Source organism: Dactylosporangium aurantiacum, assembly GCF_000716715.1.
GTDB lineage: Bacteria > Actinomycetota > Actinomycetes > Mycobacteriales > Micromonosporaceae > Dactylosporangium > Dactylosporangium aurantiacum.
The window spans coordinates 60,824-73,662 of the sequence record NZ_JNYJ01000019.1 but is presented as its reverse complement, the minus strand read 5'-3'; the positions used below and the strand labels follow the sequence as shown (position 1 = coordinate 73,662).

At 75.0% G+C, this 12,839-nt stretch carries 8 protein-coding genes; 2 read left to right on the top strand and 6 right to left on the bottom strand.

Annotated features, from left to right (window positions below; genetic code table 11):
- Positions 1 to 118 precede the first annotated feature (118 nt).
- The 6 genes from OP18_RS21660 to OP18_RS21635 all read right to left on the bottom strand — a co-directional run bounded on the left by OP18_RS21660 (position 119) and on the right by OP18_RS21635 (position 10,298).
- Positions 119 to 886, bottom strand: coding sequence for a helix-turn-helix transcriptional regulator (locus OP18_RS21660; protein WP_052387102.1), 768 nt, complete (start codon positions 884 to 886; stop codon positions 119 to 121).
- A 481-nt stretch (positions 887 to 1,367) separates the two neighbouring features.
- On the bottom strand, positions 1,368 to 4,061 hold the full coding sequence (locus OP18_RS52835; RefSeq protein WP_156089687.1) for a helix-turn-helix transcriptional regulator: 2,694 nt from the start codon (positions 4,059 to 4,061) through the stop codon (positions 1,368 to 1,370).
- Complete coding sequence (locus OP18_RS21650; protein ID WP_033360806.1) at positions 4,055 to 6,283, bottom strand: helix-turn-helix domain-containing protein; 2,229 nt, start codon at positions 6,281 to 6,283, stop codon at positions 4,055 to 4,057. Before OP18_RS21650 ends, OP18_RS52835 begins: the two co-directional genes overlap by 7 nt.
- Complete coding sequence (locus OP18_RS21645; RefSeq protein ID WP_033360805.1) at positions 6,280 to 8,919, bottom strand: LuxR family transcriptional regulator; 2,640 nt, start codon at positions 8,917 to 8,919, stop codon at positions 6,280 to 6,282. Before OP18_RS21645 ends, OP18_RS21650 begins: the two co-directional genes overlap by 4 nt.
- 88 nt (positions 8,920 to 9,007) lie before the next feature.
- Positions 9,008 to 9,388 (bottom strand): DUF6069 family protein, encoded by a 381-nt coding sequence (locus OP18_RS21640; RefSeq protein WP_033360804.1) that lies wholly within the window; start codon positions 9,386 to 9,388, stop codon positions 9,008 to 9,010.
- 37 nt (positions 9,389 to 9,425) lie between these two features.
- Positions 9,426 to 10,298 (bottom strand): 1,4-dihydroxy-6-naphtoate synthase, encoded by an 873-nt coding sequence (locus OP18_RS21635; protein ID WP_033360803.1) that lies wholly within the window; start codon positions 10,296 to 10,298, stop codon positions 9,426 to 9,428.
- Positions 10,299 to 10,506: 208 nt separating this feature from the next.
- Here OP18_RS21635 and OP18_RS21630 point away from each other — a divergent pair, with 208 nt between their 5' ends.
- Complete coding sequence (locus OP18_RS21630; RefSeq protein ID WP_052387089.1) at positions 10,507 to 11,586, top strand: arylcarboxylate reductase; 1,080 nt, start codon at positions 10,507 to 10,509, stop codon at positions 11,584 to 11,586.
- A 44-nt stretch (positions 11,587 to 11,630) separates the two neighbouring features.
- Positions 11,631 to 12,797 carry an aminofutalosine synthase MqnE gene (gene mqnE, locus OP18_RS21625; protein ID WP_033360802.1) on the top strand — a complete coding sequence of 389 codons (1,167 nt, stop codon included), beginning with the start codon at positions 11,631 to 11,633 and terminating at the stop codon, positions 12,795 to 12,797.
- Positions 12,798 to 12,839: the final 42 nt, after the last annotated feature.

Here is a 12,839-nt window from a genome sequence, read left to right as displayed (position 1 = left end):
CGGCGGCATCCCCGGGGATGCCGCCACCGGGGTGTCCTCAGTGGACGGCGGCGCGCACACGGCAACGGCCGGGACGGATGCCCGTCCCGGCCGTTCGATGCCCCGTGAGGTCCCGTGCTCAGCGCCGCACGTACTCGCTCAGCACCTTGGGCGGCCACGAGCCGACCCCGAACAGACCCATCGAGTAGGCCTTCGACACCAGCGCCGCCCGGTTCGGCACCTTGAACTGCCGCAGCATGTTGCTGACGTGGTACTCGATTCCCTGCCGACTCAGATACAGCTTCGCGGCCAGTTGCACGGTGGGGACACCGGTGGCCACTCCCTCGAGGATCTTCGCATTGATCTCGGTCAGGATCTTGTTGGGGCTGATGAGCACCCGCCGGTCGTCCTCGCCCTTGTCCGGAGCGACCAGGACGACGATTGTCTTCAGCTGCCCGGCGTCGCCCTGCACGGCCATTCCGGTGAGTGAGCCGGTGAAGGCCGTGCGGGTCGCCCACAGCGCGGCGAGGTGTTCCACGAATCGGCCGCTGCGGCCGGTGAGAAGCCGCTCGAACTGTCGCCGCATGTGCTGGCGCACGCTCGGGTGCAGCAGTTCGGAGAAGTCGAATCCGTGCAGGTCGAAGCGCGGCTGGCCGCAGTGCTCCAGTAACGCCTCGTTCGTCTGCTGGATACGAAGTTGCGGATTGAGGACGGCGAGGCCGACCCCGGTCCTTTCGACAATGGACAGAAACAGCTCGCCGTATTCGCTTGCGCCTACGAGCGCCGGGTACTGCTGCGCAAAGGAGCAGTGTTGTTCCGGCAATGTTTCACTCCTGTTTTGCCTGTGGAGCGGGTCGGTCTGAGTTGCGTCTCGAACGTCTGCCTTCAAATTACCGACCAGAAGCATCGACACGTCTCCCAAATGCTCCAAATTTGAACTCGCATCGGGAGCCTTGCATGGCTTTCCGCGAGCGTCAACGCGAGCAAATCGGGCAGTTAAGACTGTGGTAGGTGTGCGCCTAGTTCGGTATGGCGGACCGAAGTGCGCGTCGCCGCGTGTCCGTGCGGGGACGCACGGTGGCGATGGTTTCCGTAGGTGCGCCTGCCGCGGGGTAACTACGCAGGTCAGAGCCAGTCTACACGGCCGGTGCGGCGCGGCGGGGGCGTCTGTCGGGCACCGAGCGCGACGGAATCCTGACCGAAGTCCGGTTCGGCCCGAGATGTGACCGCCGGGTAAGCCGTACAGGCGGACGTCGATCTTGCGAAAAATTTGAGCATTGACTTGTGTATCTGGCGGCCCGGTCGGCGCCTCGGCACGGGCCAAGGAATGCTTTCAGTGGCGTTCCTATTACCCGCGGTGATCTTCGCTTGTTTGGACGCGAACGAGCCTATTCTACCGCCAGATCGGACATTTTGGTTACTACCTGGCTGAGTACCGCCTTTAGTGCGGACCTGTTGGTGACGCCCAGTTTCCGGTAGCAACTGGTCAGGTGTTTCTCCACGGCCCGCTGGGAGATGCCCAGCCGGGTGGCGATGGCCTGGTTGGTCAGGCCGGCGGTGACCAGGTCCGTGACGGTCCGCTCGGCCGGCGTGAAGGAGCCGATCCCGGGCACCAGCTGCTCACGGTGCGCCTCCAGCGCCACGCTGGCCGGCTCCGCCAGCCAGGAGAACCCGGCCGTGGCCGCCAGCTGCCCGCCGCGGCGCAGGTCGTCACCGGCGCCCCGCCGCCCCGCCGCGAGCAGCCTGGTGCCCCGGGCCAGCAGCGCACGGGCCAGCTCGAGCTCGTTCACGGAGTGCTCGAGCACGTCCACGGCATCGTCGAGCAGGCGCAGCGCCCGCCGGCCGTCGCTGAGCTCGCCCCAGACCCGCAGCGTCCGGCCCGTCGCCGCCGGCGCGCCCCAGGCGGCCGCCAGCCGGTGCTCCTCCGCGATGCGCTCGACGGCCTCGCCGTGCCGCCCGAGCCGGTACAGCAGCGGCGCGATCATCGTGCCGGTCGGGAAGAGCGCCCGGTTGCGCCAGCCGTGGGTGGCCAGCTGCTGCTCGCACTCGATCAGCGCGACGAGCGCCGCCTGCGGATCGGTGGTGTACAGCGTCGCGCCGTACAGCAGGCTGCTCACCATCGGCAGCATGCCGGTCTCGGCGGTGACCCGCTCCGGGCGGCACAGCGCCGCCGCCCGCTGCCGCAGCCGGTCGTCCGGCACCGCCGCCGCGACCGCGAAGAGCATCGCGACGCTGATCCCGTCGTCGCCGAGACCGTCCTGGAACAGGGCGAACGCGTTCGCGGCGCTGGCCGCCGCCGCGGCCGGCTGCCCGGTGTGCAGCTGCTGGAACGCCAGCTGCGCGTACACCTGCGCCGCGACCCTGCGGCACGGCGCGGCGTCGCAGGCCAGGCGGGCCTCGGCGAGCCACTGCCCGAGCGCCGGCACCCGCTCGACGGCGACGGCACCGGCGACGAGGAGCGGCGCGACCGAGACGAGCGTGTCGTGGTCGGCCGGCAGGTGCTCGAACAGCAGCTGGGCGAGGGGTGCCAGCTCCGGCGCGGACAGCTCCGCGGACATGGTCGCGCAGAACAGCAGCACCGCCGCCAGCTCCCGCTCCGCCGGGGTGCGGGGCCGCATCATCGCGTCGCGCAGGCGGGCCGTCGTGCCGGCCAGCACCACCGGATCCTGCCAGCCCGCGATCCACTGCCGCGCCTCCAGCCGGTGCGCCAGCGCCTCGGCGCCGGCCGCCCGCGGGTCCAGCCGCCGCAGCACGCCGTCGATCGCCTCGACAGCGGCGCTCCCGCCGGAGACCAGCGCCATCGGCGGGATCCGGGCCAGGGCGGCGCCCCGCGCGTCGTCGCCGGGCAGCGCCGGCAGCGCCTGCAGCACCCGGCGCACCAGCGTCGCCGGGTTGGCGCACCGCTCCGCGAGGGCGAGGTCGACGAGGATCCCGGCGCGTTCGGCGCCGCCGGACGGCAGGCCGCGCAGCGCGACCCGCAGGTGGCGCACCGCGGTGGCCACGTCGTGACGGGCGAGGGCGGAGGTCGCGGCGGCGGACAGCACGCCCGCCGCGTGCGGCGGCAGCACCATCGCCTGCTCCAGGTGCGCCGCGACGCGCTCGGCGGGCGCGCCCGCCCGCAACAGTGCCTCCGCCACCTGCCCGTGCCCGACCGCGAACGACTCCGGGCAGATGGTGGCGCCGACGACCTGCCGGACCAGGGCGTCCAGCAACGGCTGCGGCGGGGTGGCGCCGTGCAGCCCGGTCGCCCGCAGCGCCCGGGCCGCGATGCGGGCGTCGACGTCGTCGAGCCCGGCGAGCCGGCCGACGACGGCGGGCTCCGCGGCGGCGCCCAGCAGCACGCCGTGCAGCAGGTACGCGCACTGGGCCGCGGGCAGCGCGGTGACCGCGGCGGTGACCCTGCGCAGCAGCGGCTCGTAGGCGCGGCGGGTGACGTCCGGCGGCTCGGCGCCGGCGCCGCCCCACCACCCGGCGCCCTCCGGCCACCCGGCGAGGTCCGCCGCGAGCGCCCGGGCCAGCCACGGGTTGCCGCCGCTGAGCCGGTGACAGCGGTGCGCCGTGGCCCGGTCCGCCCCGGCGCCGGCCAGCAGCCGCTCGACCCCGGCCACGGACAGCGGTGCCGGTCGCAGCGTCCGGTCGGCGCGGCCCAGCGCGGCGCGGACCGCGGGCCGGTCGCCGCCCGCGTCACCGTCCAGGACCGCGAGCACCACCAGGACCGCCGGGCCGCCCGCCAGGGCGGCGTGCCGGTCGAGCCGGGTGAGCCACGCCAGGCTCGCGTCGTCGGCCCACTGCAGGTCGTCGATCGTGACCAGCAGCGTGCCGGTGCGCCCGGCGGCCGACGCGCGCACGTCGCGCCACAGCCGCGACGCCAGGCTCCGCGGCAGGTCCCGCTCGGCGCGGTCCGCCGCGGCCGCGACCACCGGCACCCCGCCGCCGGCGGCGAGGTCCGCCGCCAGCCGCAGCAACGCCGACCTGCCGGCGCCCAGGGCACCCGCGACGGCCAGGACACCGCCCTGCCCGCGGCGCAGCCGGGTCAGCGCGGCAAGACACACATCCCGGTCATGATCCCGCTCGATCAGCACACCGCAGAGTGTTCCCCAGTCGCGCCACTTAGCAACTCGCCAAGTTGCGATCTGCCGGATATTCCAAGCGTCCGGTACGCGTTGCTCAGATGCAGCTCGACGGTGCGCTTGGTGATGGCGAGGATCTCGGCGATGGCCGCGTTCGACAGCCCGTTCGCGGCCAGCTCGGCGACCCTCAGCTGCGCCGCGGACAACGCGCCCGGACTCCCGCCGGGCTTCGTGGTGCGCGCCTCGGCGGGGCGGTCGGCGTCGCGGCGCGCCGCGGTGCTCTTCACGGCCGGGGCGAGACCCTTGCCGCCGGCCCGCATGCTCCATCGGTGGCCGGGGCCGATCCGGCCGGCGGCACGCAGGGCCGCGTCCGCCGCCGGTGAGCCGCGCCGCTCGGCCGCCGCGCGCTCCAGCGTCAGCAGTGTCTCCGCCGACCAGCTGCCGCGCATCGCGGCCCACAGCGCCACCACCGCCCGGTCCGCCCGGCTCACCGCGTCGGGGTGCAGCAGCGACGCGCGCAGCTCGGTGAGGGCGACGGCGCCGGCCGCCCCCCACCGCTCAGCGGCCAGCCGCTCGGCCCGCAGCAGCGGCGCCGCCACGGTGTCGCGGCCGCGGCCGTGCTCCAGCAGCGCCAGCTGGGACCGCCACGGCAGCAGCGCGGGGTTGCGGTGCCCGGCGGCCAGGCACCGCCGGCCGCACTCGTGCAGCATCCGCACGGCCACGTCGGCCTGACCGTCGGCGGCCTCGGCCAGCGCCCAGGCGTAGAGCAGGTGCGCCCAGGCGATGCCCCGGTCGCAGCCGGGCGGCAGCGGCGCGTCCAGCACCGCGCGGAGCTTCCGCCGCCGGCCCATCGCCAGCAGCTGCATGAGCTGCAGCGCCCGCAGCCTGGGCAGGACACTGGGGTGCCAGGACTGCTCCGGCAGGCACTGGCGCAGGTCGTGCAGGTCGCGCTCGGCGTCGTCGAGCCGGCCCGTGCGCAGCCACAGCTCGGCGCGGGCGGCGAGCGGCCCGGCGGCGGCACCACCGGCGGCACGGGACGCCTCGACGAGCCCGTCCAGCCGCCGCTGCGCCGCGGCGAAGTCCTCCGTCAGGGTCAGGGTGCGCGCCGCCGCCACCTGCACGGGCAGTGGCACCACGGCGCCCGCCGGCGGGTCCAGCGCGGCGAACGCGTGCCCGCGGGCGGCGTCCAGGTCATCGCCCGCGACGGCCTCCCGCCACGCGACGACGCCCCGCCCGGCGGGGTCCCCGCCGTCCGGCGCGGGCACCCGGTCGCAGGTAAGCTCCGGCGGCGTGCCGGAGCGGTCGACCGCCAGCCAGTACAGGGCCGCGAGGGCCGCCCGTTCGGTGTCCGACGCCCCCGCTGCCGCCGGGTGATGGTAGGCGGCGGCCAGCTCCCGCCGGGCGGTCTCGTCGTCGCCGCGGACCAGCAGCCGGCCGGCGGCCGCCATCCGCAGCCCGGACGCGGCGGACCCGGCGGCGGTCCGCAGCACCGTGCCGTAGGTGCGCCCGGCGGCCTCCGGCGCGCCGCTCAGCTGGGCGTCGCCGAGCGCCAGCAGGGTCGCCGGCCGGACCGGGTCGGCCGCCGGCTCGCGCAGCGCCCGCTCGTACAGCGCCACCGCCGCCTCCCAGCGCCGTTCGGTGCCGGCGGCGGCCGCCGCGGCCAGCAGCGCGCCGAGCGCCCAGCCGGGCCAGCCGGGCTCCGTGGCGCTCAGCAGCCGGCCCACGAGCGCCGCCGGCAGCCCTTTGTCGTTGGCGGCCTCGGCGGTGTACCGCCGCAGCGCGGCCCGCTCGGCGCCGTCCATCGCGGCGAGCACCACCTCGGCGACGAGCGGGTCGGCCGGGTCGAGCCCGGGACAGCCGGGCAGGCCGTGCGTGAGCCGGGCGGCGAGGCGCTCCGGCACGCCGGGACCGAGCAGCGCCCGCATCCGCAGCCAGCGCAGCTGCGGGCCGGAGAGCTGGGCCAGCCGCTCGGCGACCCGGTCGCGCCGCACCTCGCGGCAGGCGGCGTTGAGCCCGTCGAGGTCCACGTGCGCGCCGCACCGGCGCACCGCGGCCAGCAGCACCGCCGGGTCGCCGGCGGCCGCGGCGGCGAGCAGCACCGCGGGGTCGCCGGCGGCCGCGGCGGCGATGAGCGCCCCGGTGTGCGCGTCGAAGGTGCCCCGGCCCGCGGTGGCCAGCGCCGAGCGCCACAGCGCGGCGGCGTTCCCGGCGGCGGGCAGCGGCGGCGCGGTCACGACGCACCGCCGGCGGGCTCGGCCACGACGCCCGGCGCCGGACGGGGCGGGCGGGCCGCCGCGGCGCCGCGGCGGGTCAGCGGCGTCGGCTCGACGATGCCGGCCAGGGCGTCCCGGCGGCGGATCCCGAGCCGCCGGTACACGTTGGTGAGGTGGAACTCGACGGTCCGCATGGAGATGAACAGCTCCTCGGCGATCTGCCGGTTGGTCGCGCCGCCCGCGGCCAGGCTCGCGACGGCCCGCTCACTGCTGGACAGCTCGCCGCAGGCGGCTAGCTGCGTGCCGGTGCGCCCGCCGGCGGAGCTGAGCACGTTGCGGCAGTGCGCGGCCAGCATCGTGTACCCGAGCCGGTTGGACAGCACCATGCCGTCGCGCAGGTGCCGGCGGGCGGCGGTGCGGTCGCCGAGGACGGTCAGGGTCCGACCGAGCATCAGCTGCGCCTTCACCTGGTGCAGCGGCGCGGGGGAGCGCTCCAGCTCGGCGATGGCGCCGAGCAGCAGCTCGACCCTGGCGCCGTCCTCGGCGAGCGCGGCCCGGGCCAGCAGCGCCATGCCCGACGTCCGCGGGGTCGGCCACCGCCGGCACTGCTCCTCGACCTGCTCCAGCCGCAGGTGCGCCTCCTGGGCGCGGCCGCGGACCGTGAGCAGGATGATCTCGTCCAGCCACCAGCTGCTGAACGCCGGGCTGCAGACCCCGGCGTCGTCGATGAGCTGCCCGCAGACCCGCAGCCGCTGCAGCGCCCGGTCGTGGTCCTGGCCCCAGTACGCGGCGAGCGCGCCCGCCCCCATCGCCTGCACCTGCTCCCACAGCGGCATGTCGGACGTGCGCTCCTGCATCGCCTCCAGCCCCGCCTCGGCGGCGAGGATCCGCGCCTGCGAGCTGTTGATCAACGAGATGATCGTCTGTGCGGACCAGGTCGCGGCGCCCCACTCGGCGTCGCCGGCCAGCCGCAGCGCCGCGGTCGCCTCCGCCCAGGCCGCCTCCAGCTCGCCGACCTCCAGCAGCACCCGCGCCCACGTCGCCCGGGCGACGGCCTCCGCGCACGGCTCGCCCCGCTCGTGGTGGTGCGCGGCGAGGCGGCTCGCCGCGGCCAGCGCGCCGGCGGTGTCGTCGGCCATCAGCAGCACCCGGGTCGCCATCAGCGGCGCCCAGCTGTCGCCGGTCACCGGCCGGTCCAGCACCATCCGGGCGTACCGGGTGGCCCGCTCGACGTCGAGGCCCTCGTAGGCGGTGGCGAGCGCGTGCACGGCGAGCATCCGGTGGTTGGACGAGGCACCCGCGACGCCGGCCGGCGCGTCACCGATGCGGGACCGCACGGTGTGGTACGTGGCGCCGTTGATGACGGCGTTGGCGGCCAGCGTCGACTCGACGGTCGCCAGCTGGATGCGGTCCTGCAGCGTCGGGGCGGTCCCGGCGGCGCGGCGCAGCGTCTCCATGGCGTCGTGCAGCAGGTACGGCGCGGTCGGCTCACGCCCCGTCACGAGCGCGGCGAGTCCCAGGCACACCACGGCCCGCGCCTTGGTGCGGGCGTCGGCGGTGCGCGGCAACGCCTGCCGGGCGTGCGTCAGCGCGGCGGCCGGGTCCACGTTGAGCAGCGCGAAGGCCACGTCGACCGCGGCGTCCGGCGACTGCGGCCGCGCGGCCAGCAGCCGGGTCCAGATGCGCACCGCCGCCGGCGCGTCGTGCCGGTAGGCCAGGGCGGCCGCCTCACGCAGCCGTTGCGGCATCCACGGCTCGTCGAGGTCGTCGAGGTCCACCAGCACGTCGGCGACGCGCCGCACCGGAGCGTCGGCGTCGTCGAGCATGACCGCCGCCCGCCGCCGCAGCCGCTGCAGCTCGTCCGGGGCGAGCAGGGCGAACAGCTCCGCGGCGACGCCGGGCGGCACCGGCCGGTCCGGGTCGCCGGTGAGCACGCCGGTGTTGCGCAGCGTCGCCAGGCGGGCGACGGTCAGTTGCGGCGACAGCCCCGCCAGCGCGCCGACGAGCTCGGCGTCGTGCCGCTGCAGCACGGCGGCGGCGACCGCGACCCGCAGCAGGTTCGGCTGGCGGCTCAGGAGGCGCCGCAGCCGGCCGGTGCCCGGCTGGGCGCCGGCGTGCTCGGGCGCGTCGAGGTCGAGGACCAGGTGCCGCGGGCTGCCCAGGATGTCGGCGAACAGCGGGTCGAGCGCGGGGTGCTCGCGGGGCGTGACGGCGAGGACCACCTGCAGCGGCCGGCTGGTGCAGCGCCGCAGCAGGTACTGCAGCCAGCGTAGGGTCGCCGGGTCGCACCAGTGGGCGTCGTCCAGGACGAGCCGCACCGGGCCGAACTGGAGCAGGCCCAGCGCGCGCCGGTACAGGTCCAGCACCGTGCGGTGACCGCCGTCGGCGGGTGCCGGCTGGGCCCCGGCGCGCGGCTGCGCCGGCAGCAGCTGCCGGGCCGCGGCGAACTCCACCCCGGCGTCGGCCTCCGTGCAGGTCGCCGACAGCGCCGTCACGCCGGGCCCGGCCGGCGAGCGCAGCAGGCTGGTCTTGCCGGTGCCGGGCGCGCCGGTGACCAGCACGACGGCGGCTGCCTCGACGTCCGGCAGCACCGGGCGGCCGCCGGGCGCCGGCGCGGCGCCGGTGCCGCGGTCCGGTTCGGCGGGCTGCGGTGTCATGACGGTGTCCCATCGGTCGGTGCGAGGTGCCGGTCGGTGCCGCCCGTCCGGCACGGACCGGACCGGCGGCCCCGGGTCGGCGCGGGGCTCAGGCGGGCCGTGGCGCCCGGGTGAACCCGATGATGATGACGGCGCCGACCAGCAGGTGCAGCAGCGCCAGCGAGAGCTTCGTGCCGGCGTCGGTCCCGCCGAGCGGGCCGAGCAGCGACAGCACCAGGAACACCCCGGCGACGACGGTCCAGACGGTGCGGCCCTTCGCGGTGAGCTTCTCCAGCAGGGCGAGCAGCCCCCAGCCCAGGAGGCCGACGAGCACGACGGTGCCGACGACCGCGACCGGGGTGACCGTCTGCTCGCTGCCGCCGGTCTTGACTATCAGCTCACCGGCGGCTGCGCGGGCGACGAAGTAGACGACGAGGGCGAGGACGGCGGCGCCGAGGATGGCGAGCGGGCGCACGACGGACGGCTTCATGTGCGGGGTACCTCCGGGTAGGTGGAGCTGGGTTGCCTCAGGACACGGGGGACGGTCGGGCCGGGTCGAGCGCGCCGGACGGCACCGCGGGGCACAGGCCCGCCGCGGCGGCCCGGTCCAGCAGGCCACGGACGGCGGCCAGGCCGTCGTCGCCGAGGTCCTCGGTGAAGCCGTTGACGTACAGGGCGATGTGCTGCGCCGTCACCTCGGGCGCCAGCTCCTGCGCGTGCTCGCGGACGTAGTCACCGGACGCGTCGGGGTGCGCCCAGGCGTGCCGCACCGACGCGCGGACCGCGTCGGTGACCGCCGCGATGCGCTCGGCGCCGAGATCGCGGCGGGCCACGATCGCGCCGAGCGGGATCGGCAGGCCGGTGTCCTGCTCCCAGAAGCGGCCGAGGTCGACCAGCTCGACCAGCCCGTAGCCGGGGTAGGTGAACCGGGCCTCGTGGATGATCAGGCCGGCGTCGACCATGCCGTCGCGCACCGCCGGCATGATCTCGTGGAACGGCATGACCACGATGCGGGCGAAGCCGCCCGGCACGGCCTGCCGCGCCCACAGCCGCAGCAGCAGGTACGCCGTGGACTGCTCGCTCGGCACGGCGACGACCGCCTCGTGCAGCCGCGCCGGCGGCCGGGCCGCCCGGGCGACCAGCAGCGGGCCGCAGCCCCGGCCGAGGGCGCCGCCGCAGGGCACCAGCGCGAACCGGTCCAGGAACGCGGGCAGCGCCGCGTAGGAGATCTTCATGACGTCGAACCGGTCGCTGCCGGCGAGGTGGTTGGTGACGTCGATGTCCGCGTGGGTGACGGCCGTGGCCGGCGCGCCCGGCAGGAGGCCGTGCGTCCACGCGTGGAAGACGAACGTGTCGTTGGGGCACGGCGAGTACGCGATCGACAGCGGCCGCTCGGTCATGGGCGGATCTTACGGCCGGACGGGACGGCTTGTCCTGGTTCGTGGCGGCCGCGGCGGCCCAGCGGATCAAGTGTGGTGATTTCCCCAATCTCCGCCACGGCACGATGCCACCAGCAGAACTGCGTCGGTCGCCGACCGCTGCCCGTCTCCACGTGTCCGGTGCATCCCAGCCGGGCCCATCGCATCCGGCACCCCGAAGGACGAATCGATGACGACCGTCATGGAACCCGCCGCGGCGCTCACCGACGCATGGCTCGCCGCCGACCTCGACGAGTGGACCGTGCGGGTGGTCCGCCGGCACTTCGACCCGGTCACCGGCAGCCCGTACTGGCTGGCCCGCCGCCCGCACCTCGGGTTCGACCCGATGGACATCACCCGCTACGACGACCTGGCGTGGTTCGGCCCGTTCTCCCTGGCGACGCTGCGCGAGCTGGACCCGGTGCAGCTGGTGCCGGCGGACGTGCCGCGGCCCCTCGCCGGGCGGATCTGGGAGTCCGGCGGCACCACGGGCAAGCCGTGCCGCATCTTCCACACCACGGCGATGGCCGAGCACCACACCGCGTGGCGGCTGCGGGGGCTGCGGCTCAGCGGCTTCGAACCGGGCCGGACCTGGCTGTACGCCTGCCCGAGCGGCCCGCACATCGTCGGGCGCGGCGCGAACCAGATCGCCGAACTGTACGACTCGACGGTCTACACGATGGACCTCGACCCGCGGTGGATCAAGACGCTGATCCGCGACAGCCGGCTGGTCGAGATGAACATGTACGTCGAGCACACCATCGAGCAGATGACCGACGTGCTGGAGACCGGCCGGGTGCGGTACCTGGAGACGACACCCGCGATCCTGCAGGCGCTCATCTCCCGCCGCCCCGAGCTGGTCGCCGGACTGGACGGCGTCGGGCTGGGCGGCACCCAGCTCACCCCGGCGATGTACACCGAGATCGCCGAGGCGCTGCAGGGCGGGGTGATCGGCATGACGTACGGCAACACGTTCGGCTGCGCGATGGGCCTGCCGGTCGAGCGCGACGGCGCGATCCTGCCGTACCTGCCCAACTACCCGCAGGTGACGATGGCCGTCGTCGACAAGGAAGACCCGCGCCGGACGGTCGGCTACGGCGAGACCGGCCGGGTGCGCCTCACCGTCCTGCACGACGACCTCTTCCTGCCCAACATCATGGAGCGCGACCAGGCGGTCCGGCACCGCGCCGGCGACGCCTGGCCGTGCGACGCCGTCGCGAACGTCCGGCCGCTGCAGGTCACCTCGGCCGCGCCCGAAGGGCTCTACTGAGCCCCGCTCGCAAGCCCCCACACAGAGTCGATGAGGAGTCGTTGGTGGACACAGGTCTGAAGCGGGAACTGGAGGCGAAGGTCGTCGCCGGGGAGCGGCTCAGCCGCGAGGACGGGATCGCGCTGTACGCGTGCGACGACCTCGCCTGGCTGGGCGGGCTGGCGCACCACGTCCGGACCCAGAAGAACGGTGACGTGGTCCACTTCAACGTCAACCGGCACCTGAACATGACGAACGTCTGCACGGCGTCGTGCGCGTACTGCTCCTTCCAGCGCAAGCCGGGGGAGAAGGACGCCTACACGATGCGGATCGAGGACGCGGTGCGGCTCGCCAAGGAGATGGAGAGCGAGCAGCTCACCGAGCTGCACATCGTCAACGGCCTGCACCCGACGCTGCCGTGGCGCTACTACCCGCGCTCGATCCGGGCGCTGAAGGAGGCCCTGCCGCCGACCGTGGCGATCAAGGCGTTCACCGCGACGGAGATCCACTGGTTCGAGCGCATCTCCGGGCTGTCGGCCGAGGAGGTCCTCGACGAGCTCATCGACGCCGGCCTGGAGTCGCTCACCGGCGGCGGCGCGGAGATCTTCGACTGGGAGGTCCGCCAGCACATCGTCGACCACGCCACCCACTGGGAGGACTGGTCGCGCATCCACCGCCTCGCGCACCGCAAGGGTCTCAAGACGCCGTGCACGATGCTGTACGGCCACATCGAGGAGCCCCGGCACCGGGTCGACCACGTGCTGCGCCTGCGTGAGCTGCAGGACGAGACGGGCGGCTTCCACGTCTTCATCCCGCTGCGGTACCAGCACGACTTCCACGACTCGCGGGACGGCAAGATCCGCAACAAGCTCATGGCCCGCACCACGATGGCGACCGGCGCCGAGGCGCTGAAGACCTTCGCGGTGTCCCGGCTGCTGTTCGACAACGTCCAGCACGTCAAGGTGTTCTGGGTGATGCACGGCCTGCAGACCGCGGAGCTGGCGCTCAACCACGGCGCCGACGACATCGACGGCTCGGTCGTCGAGTACAAGATCACTCACGACGCCGACGAGTTCGGCACCCCGGACAAGATGACCCGCGAGAGCCTGCTCGACCTGATCCGCAACGCCGGCTTCCGGCCCGTCGAGCGCAACACCCGCTACGAGATCATCCGCGAGTTCGAGGGACCCGACCACGCGCGCCGCGAGACGCCCCAGCCGATGCGGGTCTGACCGTGCCGGCCACCGAACGACGAGACAAGGCAGGTGAGCGCG